Origin of the sequence: Uliginosibacterium paludis (assembly GCF_039631355.1) — a bacterium.
Lineage (GTDB): Bacteria > Pseudomonadota > Gammaproteobacteria > Burkholderiales > Rhodocyclaceae > Uliginosibacterium > Uliginosibacterium paludis.
On record NZ_JBDIVF010000003.1, the window covers coordinates 514,032 to 532,428 of the forward strand.

An 18,397-nucleotide genomic window follows, 5' to 3' on the forward strand; every position below is an offset into this window, starting at 1 on the left:
GCGCCAGTCGGGGGCAAAAGCCCCCGGCTCCCGGATTGCTCAGTCGCGCAGCAACTCGTTGATCGAGGTCTTCGATCGGGTCTGAGCGTCGACCTTCTTCACGATCACTGCACAATACAGCGAATACTTGCCGTCGGAAGAGGGCAGGTTGCCCGATACCACGACGGAACCTTCAGGGATGCGGCCATAGCTCACTTCACCGGTGGCACGGTCATAGATCTTCGTGCTCTTGCCGATGTACACGCCCATCGAGATCACGCAGTTGTCTTCAACGATCACACCCTCCACGACTTCGGAGCGTGCGCCGATGAAGCAGTTGTCGCCGATGATCGTCGGGTTGGCCTGCAGCGGCTCAAGCACGCCACCGATACCGACGCCGCCCGAGAGATGAACGTTCTTGCCGATCTGGGCGCAGGAGCCGACAGTCGCCCAAGTGTCGACCATTGCGCCCTCATCCACATAGGCGCCGATATTCACATAGGACGGCATCAGCACGACGTTCTTGCCGATGAACGATCCGCGGCGGGCGATGGCGTTCGGGACCACGCGGAAACCGCCGTTGCGGAAATCTTCTTCGCTGTACTGACCGAACTTGGCCGGCACCTTGTCGAAATACTTCGTGCAGCCGCCGTCCAGTACGCTGTTGTCATGGGTGCGGAAGTAGAGCAGTACGGCTTTCTTCAGCCATTGATGGGTGACCCAGTCGCCATTGATCTTTTCGGCTACGCGAAGACGGCCGGCGTCGAGCTCGCCAATCACTTCCTCGATGGCACGAGCCAGAACCGGATCGCATGCCGACGGAGTGATCTCGGCACGACGTTCGAATGCATCTTCGATAAGACCTTGGAGCGGATGTTGAGACATTGGAGTTTCCTGGGGAAAGAAAGGGAATGAACTACTTCAGATACTCGACGATGCGCTGCGCGGCGGTAAAGCATTCATCAATGCCGGCAACCAGTGCGATGCGGACGAAACCCTGGCCCGGATTGCGGCCGTGGGCTTCACGGGCCAGATACTGCCCGGGCAGCACTGTGACGTTGGTCGCCGCGAGCAGCTTGCGGGCGAACTCGGCGTCGTCTCCGGGCGTACGCGCCCAGAGGTAGAAGGCTGCGTCAGGGCGGCTGACATCCAGAACCTGCGACAGCAGCGGTACCAGACGGTCGAACTTCTCGCGATACATCGTGCGGTTGGCCACGACATGCTGCTCGTCGTTCCAGACTGCAATGCTCGCCGCCTGAACCGTCGTACTCATGGCGCAGCCGTGATAGGTGCGGTATTTCAGGAAGCCGGCCAGGATGCGCGCGTCACCCGCAACAAAGCCGGAACGCAGGCCAGGCACGTTGGAGCGCTTGGAGAGGCTGGAGAACATCACGAGGCGTTCGAATCCATGCCGGCCGAGTTGATGGGCCGCCTCCAGAGCGCCCAGCGGCGGCTGCGCCTCGTCAAAGTAGATTTCCGAATAGCACTCGTCGGAAGCAATCACGAAACCGTAGCGATCGGAGAGTTCGAACAACTGGCGCCACTCGTCCAGTGACAGCACCCGGCCTGTCGGATTGCCTGGCGAGCAGACGTAGAAGAGCTGGACTCGCGACCACTCTTCCGCGCTCAGCGCATCGAGATCGAATCCGAAACCGTTTTCCGGAGTCTGGTTCAGGAACACCGGACGGGCGCCGGCCAGCAGCGCAGCACCTTCATAGATCTGATAGAACGGGTTGGGGCTCACGACCAGCGGCGCCGGGCGACTGGCGTCCACCACGGCCTGAGCGAAAGAAAAAAGTGCTTCACGCGAGCCATTGACGGGTAGAACCTGGGTCGCCCAGTCGAGCGAAGGCAGCTTGTAGCGCCGCATGGCCCAGCTGGCGATAGTCTGGCGCAGCGCATCGATACCGGCCGTGGTCGGATAGACCGACAGCCCGCCGAAAGCCTCGCGCAGCGCGTCATGAATGAGGGCAGGGGTTTCGTGTTGCGGCTCGCCGATCGAAAGTCTGATGGGCGGAACCGGAGCCGGCTCGACGCCGGCGAACAGTTTGCGGAGTTTCTCGAAGGGGTAAGGCTGGAGCAGGTCGAGCAGCGGATTCAATTTGATTCGCCCGGGTTATGTTGTAGCGCCGCTGCATGGCGGCTTTGGGTGCTGGAGCGGCTGCTATTATAGCCCGGCCTTCTGCCTTGAACTTTCCCGTCTGCTACCCAACGTGCGCCTCTCGAAGCTCAAGCTCGCCGGTTTCAAGTCATTTGTCGATCCGACCACGATCCTCACCCCGGGGCAGCTCGTCGGGATTGTCGGCCCTAACGGTTGTGGCAAGTCCAACGTCATTGACGCCGTGCGCTGGGTGCTGGGCGAGTCGCGCGCTTCCGCGCTGCGGGGCGAGTCGATGCAGGACGTGATCTTCAACGGTTCGACGACCCGCAAGCCCGTTTCACGCGCCAGCGTCGAGATGATTTTCGACAACGCCGAAGGACGCGCTGCCGGCCAGTGGTCGCAGTACGCGGAAATCTCGGTCAAGCGGCAGGTAGACCGGAACGGCGGCTCGGATTACTTCATCAACAATGTGGCTGTCCGCCGCAAGGACGTAATCGACCTCTTCCTCGGAACGGGGCTCGGGCCCAAGGCATACGCGATCATCGAGCAGGGCATGATTTCGCGGGTGATCGAGGCACGCCCGGAAGAGGTTCGTGCCTTTCTCGAAGAGGCCGCAGGCATTACCAAATACAAGGAGCGGCGCAGGGAAACGGAAGGCCGGCTTTCCGACGCCCGCGACAATCTGGCACGCGTGGAAGACATCCGTGCCGAGCTGGGTTCGCAGATCGAGCGTCTGGAGGGGCAGGCCGAACTCGCCCGGCGTTACAAGGATCTGTCTTCCCAGCTGGCGCAAAAACAGGTCCTGCTCTGGCGCTACAAGCACACCATGGCACAGCGGGAGCAGACTGCACTGGCCGAGGGGATTGCGCAACTCCAGACCCGGCTTGAGGAGTCGCAGCAGCAACTGGTCGAAACCGAGACGCGATCAACGCTCGCGCGAGACGCGCATGCTGTGGGTTCCGACGCCCTGAATGCAGCCCAGGCGGATCTTTATGCCATCGCGGCGGAAGTGACCCGTATCGAGGGCGAGTTGCGTAATCTGCGCGAAACACATGCCCGCCTGACGCAGCGTGGCAGTCAGCTGCTGGCCGAGGAGCAGACCTGGCAGGCCCGGCTGGAGCGGGCGCAGGCAGAAGACGGCCTCTGGGCCGAACGCGGCATGCAGGCCAACGAGGCGCTGGAGCTCGCACTTCTGCAGGTGGCCGAAGCCGAGGAGCGCCTGCCTGAGGCCGAATCCGCATGGCGCGAGGCGCTGGCGGCTCAGGAGCAGGCCCGCCGGGAGCTCTCCCAGGTCGAGCAGCATGTTCGGGTTGAAGAAGCCCGCCGCCTGGCGGCCGAGCGCGCGCTGGAGTCGCTGGCGCAGCGGCGCGGCCGGATGGAGGCCGAACGGGCCTCGCTGAGACCCGAGGACGAAGCGGCTCTGGCGCTGCTCGAAACCGAGGTTGCGGATCTCATCGAGTCCCAGCAGCAGGCCGAACTCCGGCTGGGAGACACGCAGGACGCACTGAGCCAGGCACAGGCGGCCCTTGAAGAAGCGCAGCGCCTCCGCCAGCAGACCGGGAAGGAGCTGACCGAGCAGCGTGCCCGCCTGGATGCGCTCCGGGGTTTGCAGGACAGCCTGCGCGATCAGGGCGACCTCGGCACCTGGATGCGCGAGGCAGGGCTGGAGGATTTGCCGCCCGTCTGGCGCAGTCTGCAGGTTGATGCCGGCTGGGCGCTGGCTGTAGAGGCGGTGCTGCGCGAGCGGATCGGCGCAGTCGGCCCGGTAGCGCTGGCGCCGCGGATGATTGCCGGCCCGGTGCCGGCGCCGCAGGCCGTGCTGTGCGCAGCGCAAGCGCCCGCGCCCATGGCACCTCTGTTTGACGCGCCCTTGCTGCTGGAAAAGATCCGCTGCACACGCCCCGAACTGGCGGCGAATCTGCGTCACTGGCTGGATGGCGTCTATGCGGTTGAGACGCTGGATGACTGGATCGGCTCGCCGGCGGCGCTTCCCGCCGGCGTAACGCTGGTGAGCCCGGCGGGGCAGCAACTGTCCTCCTCCCTGCTGAGTCTCTACGCGCCGGACGCGCGCACCCACGGCGCGATTGAACGACAACGGGAAATCGAGGAGCTGGAGGCTTCGATCCTTCCGCTCGAGGCTGCGTTCGACGAGCGTGGCGAGCGCGCGGAGGCTGCGGCCGAGGAAGTCCGGCAGTTGCAGCAGTCGCTCACCGATATCCGGCGCGACATCCAGTCACTGCAGTCGCGGCTTCACGACCGGCAGCTCGCCTTCGTCAAGGCTCAGCAGGAGCAGGCGAGGCAGAGCGAGCGCCTGGAGCAGATCGCTCGCGAGGCGGCTGAGTTGCTCAAGCTTGAGGGTGTTGAGCGCGGTCACGCCGAAGAGGCTGCGCTTGCCCGTGAGGCGGCCGAAGAGCGGATGCTGGGGCTGCGCGACGAGCTCCTGCAGGCCAATAGCGCGGCCGAAGGCACGGACCGTCTCCTGAGGCAGGCGCGCGACATGCTGGCTGCGTCGCAAAGGATCCGGCATGAAGCCGAGTTTGCCTTGCGGGACGCCAACGCAAAACTCGATGAGCAGCGACGGCATGCGCAACTGGCGGCGTCCGAGCTCGAAAAGCTGGCGCGTGAGCGCGAGCAGCTGGCCGGCGAGCAGGAGGAGCTGGATGACTCTGCACTGCAGACCGCCTTGCAGACCGCGCTCGACCTGCGCCGTGGGCGCGAGGAGGTGCTCGCCACGCGGCGCGAGGCGCTGGAAGAAGCGTCGCGGCAGATCCGCGCGCTCGACGAGCTGCGGCAACGTTGCGAGCACGCGCTCGGCCCCTTGCGCGATCAACTCGGGGATCTGCGCCTGAAGCATCAGGCTGCCGAACTGGGCTCGACTCAGGCGCTGGAGCGGCTGGGCGAGCTGGGCGCTGAGGTCGTCCCGCTGGAAGAGTCCGTGCTGGCTGAAATCCGTGAAGCCGCGCTGTCGCGCGAAGTCGGCCGGCTGGGGCGCGACATCGCCGAGATGGGCGCGGTGAATCTGGCAGCGCTGGCGGAGCTGGAATCCGCGCGCGAGCGCAAGCACTATCTGGACATGCAGTTCGATGACCTCATGCGGGCCATCGGCACGCTGGAGGACGCGATCCGGCGCATCGACCGGGATACCCGCGAGCAGCTGGGCGAGACCTATCACACGGTCAACCGTCATTTCAGCGAGCTCTTCCCGCGCCTGTTCGGCGGTGGGCAGGCGCAGCTCGTGCTTACCGGAGACGAAATTCTTGACGCCGGGATACAGATCGTCGCCCAGCCTCCGGGCAAGAAGAATGCGTCGATCCATCTGCTTTCGGGCGGCGAGAAGGCACTGACGGCGATCGCACTGGTTTTCGCGATGTTCCAGCTCAACCCCGCGCCCTTCTGCATGCTCGACGAAGTGGATGCGCCGCTCGATGACGCCAATACCGAGCGCTACTGCGAGATGGTGAAGCACATGTCCTCGGTGACGCAGTTCATCTTCATCAGTCACAGCAAGATCACGATGGAGATGGGCAAGCAGCTCGTCGGCGTGACGATGCAGGAGCAGGGCGTGTCGCGGATCGTCGAAGTGGACATGGAGGAAGCCCTGAAGCTCGCCCAGCCCGTCTCGGCTTGATGCGATAATGCGGGTCCCGGCGGAAGCCCAACCATCCGACCCAATACATGATGTCAGGTAACGAACTTCAATACGGCTTGATCGGCCTGGGCGTAATCGCTATCGCAGGCCTGGTGATCTACAACCTGTGGCAGGAACGCAAGGCGCGCAAGACGGCCGAGCACGCGTTCCGGTCCACGCACCACGACGTATTGCTGGACGGCGAACCCGAACCTGTCATTCCCCCGGCGCCCGGCGGGCGCATGGAGCCCGGGCTGCGCGAGGAGCCGGCCATCGAGTCCTCCGCCGCGGTGGCCGCACGCGCGGCAAGCACGCACGTCCGCCAGCAGGAGCCGGTGCTGCCACGTGACCTGCAGGCGATTGACTGTGCCGTCACCATCGAGGCGCCGGCTGGCGTTTCCGCCTCGTCGCTGTTCTCGACGCAGCTTGAAGCGCTGTCGGGAAATTCCCGCCATATCGCCTGGTATGGCTGGGCAGACCTGGACAACAAATGGTTCCCGATTGACGCCAGAACGCCTGGCAGCATCAATCGGGCCTGTGTGACGCTGCAGCTCGCAGACCGCCGTGGTGCGATCTCCGACCGCGAAGTCGACCGCTTCTATGATCGCCTTGGCCGCATCTGTGATCAGTTCCTGGCGGTGCCGCGCCTGCCCGAAAAGAACGAGACCCTGGCCCGTGCGCGGGAGCTGGATCAGTTCTGCGCCGATGTCGATATCCAGATCGCCATCAACGTGCTGGCGACGGCCGAGGCTTTTGACGGCATGCGCGTGCGCAGCATCGCAGAAGCTGCCGGGCTCACGCTGGGCAAGGATGGCTGCTTCCATGCGATTGACGAGTTCGGGCAGCGCATGTTCGTGCTCTCCAATCAGGAGTCGGCGCTGTTCACGCCTGAACAGATCCGCCATCTTCACACCATGGGCCTTTCACTGGTGCTTGATGTGCCGCGTGTGAGCGCGCCGACCGGTGCCTTCGATCGCATGGTCGAATTCGCAAGGCATCTTGCCGCGAGTCTCGACGGGCAGATCGTCGACGACAATCGCGCGCCGCTGTCGGATCGCTCGGTCTCCCTGATCCGTAACCAGATCGGGCAGTTCGAAGCCCGGATGGAGCGGCAATCCATTCCCGCTGGCAGCGAAATCGCCCAGCGTCTGTTCGCCTGATTTCCGGAAGCGCTGATGGACCTGTTTTCGAAGGCTGATGACGAGTCGCGTGCGCGCACGCTGCGCGATACGCTCAATCGCTACGCCCATGCGTACTACGTACTGGATGCGCCACTCGTGCCAGATGCCGAGTACGACCGCCTGTTCCGCGAGTTGCAGGCGCTGGAAGCTGAAAATCCCCATCTGCGCACTGCGGATTCGCCGACGCAACGTGTCGGGGGGCGTGCGCTGACTGAGCTTGCACAGGTTCGGCATGTGGTGGCCATGCTGTCCATCGAGACCGAAACCGACACGACGGAGCAGGGCGCACGAGCCTTCGATGCGCGTGTGCGCCGCAAACTCGGTCTGAGCGAAAGCGATCCGCTTGTCGAGTATGCGGCGGAGCTGAAATTTGACGGGCTTGCCATCAATCTGCGCTACGAAGCCGGTGTGCTCGTGCAGGCCGCGACGCGCGGTGACGGAGAGGTTGGCGAGGACGTCACGCACAATATCCGCACCATTGGTCGCATCCCCTTGCGGCTTCAAGGGGACGTACCGGAACTGCTCGAAGTTCGCGGTGAGGTCTACATGCGCCGGGACGACTTTGAGCGTCTCAATGCTCGTCAGCGCGAACGCGGCGAAAAAACCTTCATCAATCCGCGCAACACCGCAGCGGGGGCGGTTCGCCAGCTTGACCCGGCGGTGACCGCGCAGCGGCCGCTGGCGTTCTTTGCCTACGGGCTGGGCGAAGTACGCGGATGGACGGCGCAGCCGCAAACGCACAGCGCCATGGTCGAAGCCCTGGCAGCTTTCGGTTTGCCGGTGTGCGAGCACCGGGCGGTCGCCAAGGGCGCAGAGGGACTGGTCGAATTTCACGCCAGGATGGCGGCCTTGCGGGACAGTCTGCCTTTCGACATCGACGGCATCGTCTACAAGGTCAACAGTCTGGCGCTGCAGCGCGAACTGGGTTTCCGCAACCGCGAGCCGAACTGGGCGGTCGCGCACAAGTATCCGGCACAGGAAGAAATCACCGAACTGCTGGAGATCGAGGTGCAGGTCGGACGTACCGGCGCCATTACGCCGGTGGCTCGCCTGCGGCCTGTATTCGTCGGTGGCGTGACGGTCACCAATGCCACCCTGCACAACGAAGACGAGATGCGTCGCAAGGATCTCCGGATCGGTGATGCGGTGATCGTCCGTCGTGCTGGCGATGTGATTCCCGAGGTAGTGGCGCCGGTCCTCGAGCGCCGGACGGGCGCCGAGCGTCTGTTTGCGATGCCGCTGACCTGTCCGGTCTGTGGTTCTCATGTCGTGAAGGGCGAGGATGAGGCGGTTGCTCGCTGCTCGGGCGGGCTTTTTTGCCCGGCCCAGCGGAAGCAGGCGCTGATCTACTTCGCCGGACGCAAAGCCATGGATATCGAAGGGCTGGGCGACAAGATCGTCGAGCAACTGGTCGATGGGGGGCTCGTCCACACGCCGGCCGACCTCTATGGCCTGACGCTGCCGACGCTGGCGGGTCTGGAGCGGATGGCAGAGAAGTCCGCCAGAAACCTGCTCGAAGCGATTGATCGCAGCCGGAGCACCACGCTCGCGCGCTTCATCTTTGCGCTCGGGATCCGGAACGTGGGCGAAGCCACTGCCAAGGACCTGGCCCGTCATTTCGGCAAGCTTGACGGTCTCCTGGCAGCCACCGAATCAGATCTGCTGGAGGTGCCAGATGTGGGGCCGATCGTGGCGGCCAGCATTGCGGGCTTCCTGGCGGAGCCACACAACCGTGAGGTCATTGCCCGGCTGCGCGACGCAGGCGTGCAGTGGCCCGAGCAGGAGCCTGCGGGCAGGGCAGAGGGCGTACTGGCCGGCAAGACGCTGGTGCTGACCGGGACCTTGCCCTCGATGAGTCGGGAACAGGCGACTGCGCTGATCGAACAGCATGGCGGCAAGGTCAGTGGTTCGGTCTCGCGCAAGACGGATTACGTCGTGGCCGGGGCGGAGGCCGGTTCCAAGCTTGCCAAGGCCGAGCAACTGGGCGTTGCCGTGCTGGATGAGGCGGCATTGCGAAAGCTGCTGGGCACCCTCTGACACGGCTTTTGTCAGCATGGGTCTGACGACGCCTCATCGACCTGCCCTTATTGACACTTTGACACCACATTCCTGCAGGGAATGAATCCGCTTTGTCAGGAACCGGCGGAAGCCGGTCGCGGTCTAGGGTATTCTTGCGACCCCGAAGGCATGTCGAGTGCGCTTGCATGCCAAGATAATCAAGGATTTACTGGATGGAAAAGGTCTGGCTCAAGGCCTACCCGGCAGGTGTGCCGGCAGAGATCGATCTCACTGAATACGCGTCACTTGCGGATTTCTTTGCGCGTGGCGTGGAGCGCTGGGGCGACAGAACGGCTTACATCAACATGGGTGTCGAGCTCAGCTATCGCCAGATCGACGCGCTCTCGGCACGTTTTGCGTCCTATCTGCAGAACGTCCTGCAGCTGCCCAAGGGCAGCCGCGTTGCGCTGATGATGCCCAACATCCTGCAGTATCCCGTCTGCATGTTTGGCGCCCTGCGGGGGGGCTACACCGTCGTCAACTGCAATCCGCTCTACACGCCGCGCGAGCTTGAACATCAGTTGAAGGATTCGGGCGCCGAAACCATCGTGGTGATGGAGAACTTCGCGCACACCTTGCAGAGCGTGCTGGCCAATACCGCCGTCCGGAACGTGATCGTGACCAGCATGGGCGAGATGCTGGGGCTTCTGAAGGGCAAGCTCATCGACTTCGTGGTGCGTCGCGTTCGCAAGCTTGTGCCGCGCTGGACGATGCCTCGCGCTCAGCGGCTGACTGCGGCGATGAAGGCGGGCAGTGCGCATGAGCTGAAGCCGGTCGAGATCAGCCGGGACGACCTTGCTTTCCTGCAATACACCGGTGGCACGACCGGTGTAGCCAAGGGTGCCATGCTGAGTCACGGCAACATTCTGGCCAATCTGCTCCAGGCGCACGTCTGGATCGATGCACGCCTCAAGCATGGCCGGGAGTTCATCGTGACCGCCCTGCCGCTCTACCACATCTTTTCGCTGACGATCAATTGCTTCGTCTTCTTCATGATCGGCGCGAGAAACCTGCTGATCACGAATCCCCGTGACATGAAGGGTTTCGTAAAAGAGTTGGCCCGTTATCCCTGGACGGTCATTTCGGGCGTCAATACGCTCTACAACGTTCTGATGAATCAGCCGAAGTTCTGCGCGCTGGATTTCTCCCGTGTCACGCTATCGCTCTCTGGGGGCATGTCGCTGCAACGTTCTGTGGCGGATCGCTGGAAAAAACTCACTGGAAGCGCCCTGATCGAAGCCTACGGGCTGACCGAAGCGTCACCGGGCGTGTGCTGCAACCCGATTGATCAGGCCGAGTACACCGGCTCGATCGGCCAGCCGGTTCCTTCGACCGAGGTTTCCCTGCGCGACGAAGCTGGCAAGGAAGTCGGGATCGGTCAGGCAGGCGAACTGTGCATGCGTGGCCCGCAGATGATGAAGGGCTACTGGAATGCGCCGGAAGACACGGCTGCAGTCATGACCGACGACGGCTTCCTCCGGACGGGGGATGTCGCCGTCATGGATGAGCGCGGTTTCCTGCGGATCGTGGATCGCAAGAAAGACACCATTCTGGTGTCTGGCTTCAATGTGTACCCCAACGAAATCGAGGACGTTGTCTCCGCACATCCTGATGTGGCTGAGGTGGCCGCGATCGGCGTGCCCTGCGAGTCCACGGGCGAGGCCGTCAAGCTCTTTGTCGTGCGGAAAAATTCCGGGCTGACAGAGAAGGATCTGATGGCCTTCTGCAAGCGTTACCTGACTGCATACAAGGTGCCACGACAGGTCGAGTTCCGCGAAGAATTGCCCAAGACCAATGTCGGAAAGATCATGCGCCGGGCGCTGCGCGATGAAGAGGTCCTGCGGCTCCGAACCCTTGCAGCCCGGTCGCTTTGAAGCTTCGCATCAGGTATCCATTGGCTTCGTAGGGGAAACTACCTCCCTGCAGGTCGCTTGTGCGAAGTCGCTGCCTGTGCTTCAATGGAATCGCGTTTCTCACTTCTGTCTGGTTTCCTTTCCGTGACCTCTGCCTGCTTCAACGCTATCCGTACTGTTTCCGTCGCCGTTCTGGCTGCGGTAGTAGTCGTACGTGTAGTAGGCGTAGGCGGCAGCGCGCCGTAACGGGGACGAGTCAGACTCAAGAGATTCAACCCCGCCGGCGCGAGCCGGGCGGGGTTTTTTTATGCCCCACGGCAAGGCTGGCATGACCAGAACCAGGGAGTTTGAAGATGCAGTTCAATGGTGCTCAATTGATTGTTCGTCTGCTGGAGCAGCAGGGGATTACACAGCTTGCCGGCATTCCCGGCGGTGCGGCACTGCCGCTTTACGATGCCTTGTCGCAAAGCACGATCATTCACCACGTACTCGCCCGTCATGAGCAGGGGGCCGGTTTCATTGCCCAGGGCATGGCGCGGGTAAGCGGTCGTGCCGCTGTCTGTCTCGCTTCAAGCGGGCCGGGGGCCACCAACCTCGTGACCGCCATTGCGGATGCAAAGCTCGACTCGATTCCGCTGGTCTGTATTACGGCACAGGTGCCGCGCAGCATGATCGGCACCGACGCCTTTCAGGAAGTGGATACCTACGGGATTTCCATTCCGATCACGAAACACAACTGGCTGGTCCGGAATATCGAGGATCTGCTCGAAATCATTCCTTCAGCATTCCGCATTGCAGAGTCAGGGCGGCCCGGGCCGGTCTGGATTGATGTTCCGAAAGACGTTCTGACTGCGAAAATCGAGATCGAAGCCCTGCCGCCGCTGCCTGCTGCAGAGCCTTTGCCGGCGATTGATGCCGGTCTGGTGATGCGCGCGGCCGAGTTGATCAACGCGGCGAAGACGCCGGTGCTCTATCTGGGCGGCGGAGTGATTGCATCCGGAGCGAGTGCCGCTGCGGTGGCGTTTGCCGAGGCGGCCGGTCTTCCGACGACCATGACCCTGATGGGGCTGGGCGCGATGCCGGTGGATCACATCCTCTCGCTGGGCATGCTGGGCATGCATGGCGCGCGCTACACCAACTACGCGCTGGAGGAGTCGGATCTGCTCATTGTCATGGGGGCTCGCTTCGATGACCGGGCCATCGGTAATGCGGCAAAGTTCTGTCCGAACGCGGCGATCATTCATATCGATATCGATCCTGCCGAGCACGGCAAGATCCGGCGTCCGGACGTGGCGATTCATGGCGATGTGGGCAAGGTGCTCGAACGTCTCTCCGCTCACGTCCGTGCCAATCCGCGCACGGCATGGCGCGATCGTGTCAATGCGCTCAAGGCTGCGCATCCGCTCGCCTTGCCGGATGCCGAGGACCCTCGCAGTCATTACGGACTCGTCCTTGCGGTAGCCGGTCTGCTTGATGATGATGCGGTCATTGCGACGGACGTTGGCCAGCATCAGATGTGGGTGGCACAGGCCTATCCGTTCCGGCGTCCGCGTCAGTGGCTGACTTCGGGTGGTCTCGGTACGATGGGTTTCGGCATGCCGGCAGCCATTGGCGCCGCACTGGCGGAGCCGGAGCGTACCGTGGTGTGCTTCTCAGGCGACGGCAGTCTCAAGATGAACATCCAGGAAATGGATACCGCCGTCGAAGAGGGCGTCAACATCAAGGTCGTGCTGATGAACAACCAGTCGCTGGGGCTTGTGCATCAGCAGCAGGACATGTTCTACGGGCAGCGGATCTACGCCTCGGATTACCGGAGGCACACCAACTTCCAGATGATTGCGGCCGGCTTCGGCATGCGGGTGTTTGATCTCGATCAGACCGACGATCCGCGAAACATGCTGTCCGAGGCTCTGAGTGTTCGAGGCCCTTGCCTGATTCACTGTTCCATCGATGTGAATCAGAAGGTTTATCCGATGGTGCCCCCGGGTGCCGCCAACACCGAAATGATTGGAGGCTGAGATGGAACACGAGGTTCAGGATATTCCCGTCATGAAATCGGTGCAGAAGGTGGTGCTGGAGTTGTCGGTGCATAACCACCCGGGCGTGATGTCGCACGTCTGCGGGCTTTTTGCCCGGCGCGCCTTCAACGTGGAAGGCATTCTCTGCATGCCGGTCGGAGATGCCCGCGAGAGCCGGATCTGGCTGCTGGTCTTCGATGATGCACGTCTTGCGCAGATGATTGCGCAGGTGGAGAAGCTCGAAGATGTCATCCGCGTGGATCGTCACGGCGCGGATCATCGCGTGTTCGAGCGCCTGGAAGAGTTCTTCGTGTAATCAGGCGTCATGAAGCGAAAAAGCCGACCCCAGGGTCGGCTTTTTTCGTTCCGCTGGCCGGTATCAGGCCTGCAGTTCGTCGGTGCAGTGCGCGCGCACGATCTGAAGCAGTTGGGCAAAGATCTTCGGGGAGCCTGCAACCAGATTGCCGGTGCCAAGGTAGTCACCTTCTCCAGCAAAGTCGCTGGCCAGACCACCGGCTTCCGTCACCAGCAGCACGCCAGCGGCCATATCCCAGGGTTTCAGGCCGATTTCGAAGAAACCGTCGGTGCGGCCGCAGGCCAGCCAGGCGAGATCAAGCGCTGCGGAGCCGGGGCGGCGCAGTCCGGCGGTCTTGCCGGCGAGCTCCTTGAACATGCCGAGATAGGCATCCACATGCGCCATTTCCTTGAAGGGGAAGCCGGTGCCGATGAGGGCATCGAACAGCTTTGCGCGCTTGCCGACGCGGATCCGTCGATCATTCAGGAAAGCGCCGCGCCCTTTTGAGGCTGTAAACAGGTCGTTGCGGTTCGGATCGTAGATCACCGCGTGCTGGATAACACCGCGCTCGGCCAGTGCGATCGAAATCGAATATTGCGGAAAACCGTGGATGAAGTTGGTTGTGCCATCGAGCGGATCGATGATCCATTGGAATTCGCTCTCTGCGCCGGAGTCGCCGGACTCCTCTGCTAGAATCGCGTGCTCCGGATACGCCTCGCGAATGACATCGATGATGGCCGCTTCGGCTGCTCGATCCACTTCGGTGACGAAGTCATTCGGCTGTTTGGAGCTGATTTCGAGCTTGTCGAGATCCAGCGAAGCACGGTTGATGAGGGAGCCGGCACGGCGGGCGGCCTTGACGGCGGTATTCAGGAATGGATGCATGAGCCTAGGATCTCGAGACTGGCGCTGGTAAGTGACTGCAGGCGCAACAGGAAACCGCACATTATATATGCCCGAAGTACTGTCTTTGAATCGTTTTCGTGTGGTTTTGTCCAGACCCGGCATTCCGGGCAATATCGGGGCGGCGGCGCGAGCCTTGAAAACCATGGGGTTTTCGCGGCTGTATCTGGTCAATCCCAAGCACTATCCGCATCCGGAAGCCGAATCCCGCGCCTCGGGTGCTACGGATGTGCTGGCTTCCGCCGTTGTCTGTGAAACGCTCGAGGAGGCCTTGGCTGGCGTGAGTCTGGCGGCCGCCTTTACCGCCCGGCGCCGCGAGCTCGCCCTGCCGATGCAATGGTCGCGCGAGGCTGCCGGAACGCTGGCGGCGTCCGCGATGCAGGGGGAAGTTGCCCTGGTGTTCGGCAATGAGACCTACGGTTTGTCGAACGAAGAGCTCGCCTTGTGCCACCTGCCCGTGATGATCCCGGCCAATCCTGATTACAGCTCGCTCAATCTCGGGGCTGCGGTTCAGGTGATGTGTTACGAGCTGCGGATGGCCCTGCTGACACCGGGGGAGGCACCTTCGGGAGAAGGGGCGCTCGCCACGGTTGACGAGGTTGAGCAACTCATGACGCACATCGAGCAGGCCACGACTGAAAGCGGCTTTTACAATCCAGATAATCCCAAGCGCCTCATGCGCCGCCTGCGCAGGATGTTCGGACGGATCAGGCTTGAAAAGGACGAGGTGAACATCCTTCGCGGCATGCTCAACAGCTTCCAGTTTCCGGAGCGGTTTGGCAAAAAAGGCAAGTCCTGAGCCAGGGCACCCCGCCGCGATCGTTTCTTCCATATCCGTTGAGTACAGCGGTATCCAGCACCAGAGTTGTCATCACACATGTTTGCCCATCTTCGCGAAGACATTGCCAGCGTTCTAGAACGTGACCCCGCAGCCAGAAGCAGGCTGGAGGTGCTCCTGTGTTATCCGGGCGTTCATGCGCTGATTCTCTACCGGCTGGCCAACAAGTTGTGGCGCGGCCAGTTTTTCCTTGTGGCGAGGTTCATTTCGCACGTTGCACGCGTGCTGACGGGCATCGAAATCCATCCGGGGGCAACGATTGGTCGCCGGGTGTTCATCGATCACGGTTTTGGCGTGGTGATCGGTGAGACGGCGGAGGTCGGGGATGACTGCACGATCTATCAGGGCGTCACTTTGGGAGGGACCTCTCTTTACCGGGGCGTAAAGCGCCATCCCACGCTTGAAGCGGGGGTGGTGGTCGGGGCCGGGGCCAAGGTGCTGGGTGGTTTTACCGTCGGTGCTGGCGCCAAGATCGGTTCCAACGCGGTGGTGGTGAAGCCCGTGCCCGCCGGTGCCACTGCGGTCGGAAACCCGGCGCATGTGCTGCAACCGAAAGATGCGCGTGACGACAAGCCGGACTTCTCGGCCTATGGTGTGACGCGCAACATGGACGACCCGATCAGCAAGGCACTGCACTCCTTGCTGGACCATGCACATGAGCAGGATCGCCGGATCAGCCTGCTGACCGAGCGCCTCCGGAGTGCGGGGCTTTGCGGTGAGGGCGAAGGCGACTGCACCAAGCCGCTGGATGTAGAGTTTCTGAACCGGATCGTCGACTGAAGCTCAGGCGAGGGGCCTGAAGCTTTCCGGCACGGCAAAGCGCTCGGCGAGTTCATTGAGCCCGGTTGTTTCAAGCAGATCCTGAAGCCTCAGGGCTGCGGCGCGCTTCTTCTGTCCGGTGTGACGCGCGATGATGAGTTCGTTCTTCATCGAATGCTCCCAGCCGACGAGCTCGGTGACATTGAGCTGGTAACCGTGGGCTTCAAGCTGCAGGCAACGCAGCACATTGGTCAGCTGACTGCCGAATTCCCGCGTGTGGATCGGATGGCGCCAGAGCTCGGTCATCGAGGATCGCGATAGCATGCTGGCCTTGTTCTTGCGCAGGGTTGCCGCGACTTCCGCCTGGCAGCAGGGAACCAGCACGATATGCCTGGCCTGACGGGCGAGTGCGAAGCGGATGGCGTCATCCGTGGCGGTGTTGCAGGCATGCAGTGCGGTCACGACATCGATCCGCTCGGGCAGTTGCGTTGACTCAATCGATTCCGCGACCGACAGGTTGAGAAACTCCATGCCGGCAAACCCCAGTCGCTGCGCCAGCTCCCGCGAGCGGACGACCAGTTCGTCACGCGTCTCGATGCCCCAGATGCGTCCATGGGCTGCATGTTCGCGGAAGAACAGGTCGAAGAGGATGAAGCCGAGATAGGACTTGCCTGCGCCATGATCCACCAGCGTGATATCCGCGTGATCGCTCATGACGTCCCGCAACAGGGGTTCAATGAACTGGAAGAGGTGATAGACCTGCTTGAGCTTGCGACGGCTGTCCTGGTTCATCTTGCCGTCACGCGTGAGGATGTGGAGTTCCTTCAGCAGCTCGACGGACTGGCCTGGCTGGATGTCGTAAGTCTTGGAGTTCATGGCGGGTCCCTCGGCGGCAAGGGCGCGATTCTGGCACGCCGCGCGCCGTCCGTCAGCCTTGCATGATCCTGCGGTGAAGCGCGAGCTCAGCGGATCAGGTTGAAAGCGAGGGAACCCATGCCGATGCCGATCAGTCCGTCCAGTACGCGCCACGACGAGGGACGCGAGAAAAACGGGGTCAGGCGACTCGCACCGAAGCCCAACGCACTGAACCAGAGCACGGATGCGCTGATGCAGCCGCCCCAGAAGATCCAGCGCTGGTCGCTGGCAAGGTGCGCACCGATCGAGCCGATGAGGACGACGGTATCGAGGTAGGCATGCGGATTGAGATAGGTAAAGGCGAGAACGAGCCATACCGCTCGCCGGAGGCTGATTGCCTGTTCATTGAGGCCGACTTCCATGCTGCGCGGCGCCAGTGCTGAGCGCAGCGAATTGATGGCGTACCAGAACAGGAAGGCCGCTCCCGCCCAGGTTGCGAGGCGGACTGCTTCAGGCCAGCGGTCGAGCAGGGCGCCCATGCCGGCGATGCCGAGCCCGATGAGCAGCGCGTCCGAAAGCGCGCAGATGAGCACGGTCGGAAGGACGTGTTGCCGTGAAAGCCCCATTCTGAGGACGTGCGCGTTCTGGGCGCCTATGGCAAGAATGAGACCGCCGCAGACTGTGAATCCTTGTACAAAGCTGTTCATGATGCGTTTCCGTGAATCCGGGGATTGATCTTCGGCAGGATTCTCGCGCTGCGGATCATTGTGGATTAGCATCATGCATAGATTTCATGTTTGATCAGGTTTTCTAATGAATCCAGACTTCTCCTTGCTGGAATGCCTCGAGGCTGTCGTGACGGAGGGCAGCTTCGACAAGGCTGCGGCAGCGCTTTCGATTACCCAGTCCGCCGTGTCACAGCGCATCCGGGCGCTGGAATCCCAAATTGGTCAGCCCTTGCTGTTCCGGACACGTCCGGTCAAACCGACGCCCGCCGCACAGCCTCTGCTGAGGTTTGCGCGACAAACCCGATTGCTGGCGATGGAGGTCTGGCCGGAGGTGAGGGAGAGCCTCAAGCGCGGGCAGTTGCGCCTGGCGGTTAACGCGGACAGTCTGGGCAGTTGGGTGCTCCCTGCGCTTCAGCCCTGGATGCGCCAGTACCCTGATGTGATGCTGGAGTTTGTGGTGGATGACCAGACTCAGACCCAGGCGCGACTGCGCAACGGCGAAGTCATCGGTTCCATCAGCTCCGATCCGGTCGCGGCAAAGGGCTTCAGTGTCCGGCCGCTCGGCCGGATGGGCTACGTCTGCGTCGCCTCTCCGGACTTCATGCGGCGCTATTTTCCGGAGGGATTGAGCATCCCGGCAGCGCTGAAGGCGCCTGCACTGGTGTTCAACCGGCGCGATGATCTGCAGGCAGACCACCTCTCGCGGTGTCTGGACTGGCCCGAGCCGAGATTTCCGCACCATTTTGTTCCGGCCTACGAGGCCTATCTTGATGCCGCTATTCTCGGCTACGGCTACGGCATGTCGCCCCTGTTGCAGTGCGAGCCGGCCCTCAAGGACGGGCGGCTGGTTGACGTGACGCCTCATGCTCCTGTCACGGTTCCGCTCTATTGGCACACATGGCAGTTGCAGTCCGAGCTCATGGAAGGAATCGGCAAAGCGCTCGAGACCGGAGCGGCGGCGGTGCTCGAACCGATCTGAGGCGCGGCAGCGACTGCAGCATGCGACGCAGACTTTCTCAAGAGCGGGTAGAGCCTGAATGGCAGGTCAAACCTGTCGCGAATTGAGTGCCAAAAAACTAGTTGTACGCGGCAGCTTGCCAAACGCCTTGCGTGAAGGCACAATGCCAAGGCGATTTTCAAGTAGTGTTCAGTTGTTGTCCGGCGTAATGCCCGGTTTTCCGGTAGTTCCTCCCTTCATCAC

Annotated in this window: 14 protein-coding genes; 9 read left to right on the forward strand and 5 right to left on the reverse strand. The window is 62.4% G+C overall.

Annotated features, from left to right (window positions below):
* Nucleotides 1-39: 39 nt before the first annotated feature.
* Complete coding sequence (gene dapD, locus ABDB87_RS11160) at nt 40-864, reverse strand: 2,3,4,5-tetrahydropyridine-2,6-dicarboxylate N-succinyltransferase (RefSeq protein WP_345926952.1); 825 nt, start codon at nt 862-864, stop codon at nt 40-42.
* Nucleotides 865-895: 31 nt separating this feature from the next.
* Nucleotides 896-2,080: a succinyldiaminopimelate transaminase gene (dapC, locus tag ABDB87_RS11165; protein WP_345926954.1), complete on the reverse strand. Its 1,185-nt coding sequence runs from the start codon at nt 2,078-2,080 to the stop codon at nt 896-898.
* A 112-nt stretch (nt 2,081-2,192) separates the two neighbouring features.
* On the opposite strand from dapC, the gene smc reads away from it, so the two are divergent.
* The 6 genes from smc (at nt 2,193) to ilvN (ending at nt 13,134) form a co-directional block, all read left to right on the forward strand.
* Nucleotides 2,193-5,708 (forward strand): chromosome segregation protein SMC, encoded by a 3,516-nt coding sequence (gene smc / locus ABDB87_RS11170; protein WP_345926956.1) that lies wholly within the window; start codon nt 2,193-2,195, stop codon nt 5,706-5,708.
* A 47-nt stretch (nt 5,709-5,755) separates the two neighbouring features.
* On the forward strand, nt 5,756-6,868 hold the full coding sequence (locus ABDB87_RS11175) for a cell division protein ZipA (protein WP_345926958.1): 1,113 nt from the start codon (nt 5,756-5,758) through the stop codon (nt 6,866-6,868).
* Between the two features lie 15 nt (nt 6,869-6,883).
* Nucleotides 6,884-8,926, forward strand: a complete 2,043-nt coding sequence (gene ligA, locus ABDB87_RS11180) for an NAD-dependent DNA ligase LigA (protein WP_345926960.1) — start codon at nt 6,884-6,886, stop codon at nt 8,924-8,926.
* Between the two features lie 194 nt (nt 8,927-9,120).
* Nucleotides 9,121-10,821, forward strand: a complete 1,701-nt coding sequence (locus ABDB87_RS11185) for an AMP-binding protein (protein WP_345926962.1) — start codon at nt 9,121-9,123, stop codon at nt 10,819-10,821.
* Between the two features lie 332 nt (nt 10,822-11,153).
* The gene (ilvB, locus tag ABDB87_RS11190) at nt 11,154-12,818 is read left to right on the forward strand and encodes an acetolactate synthase large subunit (protein WP_345926963.1); all 1,665 of its coding nucleotides are present in this window, start codon (nt 11,154-11,156) and stop codon (nt 12,816-12,818) included.
* 1 nt (nt 12,819) lies between these two features.
* Nucleotides 12,820-13,134 carry an acetolactate synthase small subunit gene (ilvN, locus tag ABDB87_RS11195; RefSeq protein WP_345926965.1) on the forward strand — a complete coding sequence of 105 codons (315 nt, stop codon included), beginning with the start codon at nt 12,820-12,822 and terminating at the stop codon, nt 13,132-13,134.
* A gap of 63 nt (nt 13,135-13,197) precedes the next feature.
* Here ilvN and ABDB87_RS11200 read toward each other — a convergent pair whose 3' ends face one another.
* Entirely contained in the window at nt 13,198-13,998 is an 801-nt protein-coding gene (locus tag ABDB87_RS11200) for an inositol monophosphatase family protein (RefSeq protein ID WP_345926967.1), read from the reverse strand.
* A 67-nt stretch (nt 13,999-14,065) separates the two neighbouring features.
* Between ABDB87_RS11200 and ABDB87_RS11205 the strand changes: the two genes are divergently transcribed.
* Nucleotides 14,066-14,815, forward strand: coding sequence for an RNA methyltransferase (locus ABDB87_RS11205; protein ID WP_345927309.1), 750 nt, complete (start codon nt 14,066-14,068; stop codon nt 14,813-14,815).
* A 78-nt stretch (nt 14,816-14,893) separates the two neighbouring features.
* Nucleotides 14,894-15,634, forward strand: coding sequence for a serine O-acetyltransferase (cysE, locus tag ABDB87_RS11210; RefSeq protein WP_345926969.1), 741 nt, complete (start codon nt 14,894-14,896; stop codon nt 15,632-15,634).
* Nucleotides 15,635-15,637: 3 nt separating this feature from the next.
* Here cysE and ABDB87_RS11215 read toward each other — a convergent pair whose 3' ends face one another.
* The gene (locus ABDB87_RS11215; protein WP_345926971.1) at nt 15,638-16,489 is read right to left on the reverse strand and encodes a class I SAM-dependent methyltransferase; all 852 of its coding nucleotides are present in this window, start codon (nt 16,487-16,489) and stop codon (nt 15,638-15,640) included.
* An 86-nt stretch (nt 16,490-16,575) separates the two neighbouring features.
* Nucleotides 16,576-17,175: a LysE/ArgO family amino acid transporter gene (locus ABDB87_RS11220; protein WP_345926974.1), complete on the reverse strand. Its 600-nt coding sequence runs from the start codon at nt 17,173-17,175 to the stop codon at nt 16,576-16,578.
* A gap of 124 nt (nt 17,176-17,299) precedes the next feature.
* Here ABDB87_RS11220 and ABDB87_RS11225 point away from each other — a divergent pair, with 124 nt between their 5' ends.
* Nucleotides 17,300-18,175, forward strand: a complete 876-nt coding sequence (locus ABDB87_RS11225) for a LysR family transcriptional regulator ArgP (RefSeq protein ID WP_345926976.1) — start codon at nt 17,300-17,302, stop codon at nt 18,173-18,175.
* Nucleotides 18,176-18,397 lie beyond the last annotated feature (222 nt).

Coding starts and splice junctions, on each gene's coding strand:
- dapD (WP_345926952.1), bottom strand. CDS start 864: ATGTCTCAACATCCGCTCCAAGGTCTTATCGAAGATGCATTCGAACGT.
- ABDB87_RS11175 (WP_345926958.1), top strand. CDS start 5,756: ATGATGTCAGGTAACGAACTTCAATACGGCTTGATCGGCCTGGGCGTA.
- ligA (WP_345926960.1), top strand. CDS start 6,884: ATGGACCTGTTTTCGAAGGCTGATGACGAGTCGCGTGCGCGCACGCTG.
- ABDB87_RS11185 (WP_345926962.1), top strand. CDS start 9,121: ATGGAAAAGGTCTGGCTCAAGGCCTACCCGGCAGGTGTGCCGGCAGAG.
- ilvB (WP_345926963.1), top strand. CDS start 11,154: ATGCAGTTCAATGGTGCTCAATTGATTGTTCGTCTGCTGGAGCAGCAG.
- ilvN (WP_345926965.1), top strand. CDS start 12,820: ATGGAACACGAGGTTCAGGATATTCCCGTCATGAAATCGGTGCAGAAG.
- ABDB87_RS11200 (WP_345926967.1), bottom strand. CDS start 13,998: ATGCATCCATTCCTGAATACCGCCGTCAAGGCCGCCCGCCGTGCCGGC.
- ABDB87_RS11205 (WP_345927309.1), top strand. CDS start 14,066: ATGCCCGAAGTACTGTCTTTGAATCGTTTTCGTGTGGTTTTGTCCAGA.
- cysE (WP_345926969.1), top strand. CDS start 14,894: ATGTTTGCCCATCTTCGCGAAGACATTGCCAGCGTTCTAGAACGTGAC.
- ABDB87_RS11215 (WP_345926971.1), bottom strand. CDS start 16,489: ATGAACTCCAAGACTTACGACATCCAGCCAGGCCAGTCCGTCGAGCTG.
- ABDB87_RS11220 (WP_345926974.1), bottom strand. CDS start 17,175: ATGAACAGCTTTGTACAAGGATTCACAGTCTGCGGCGGTCTCATTCTT.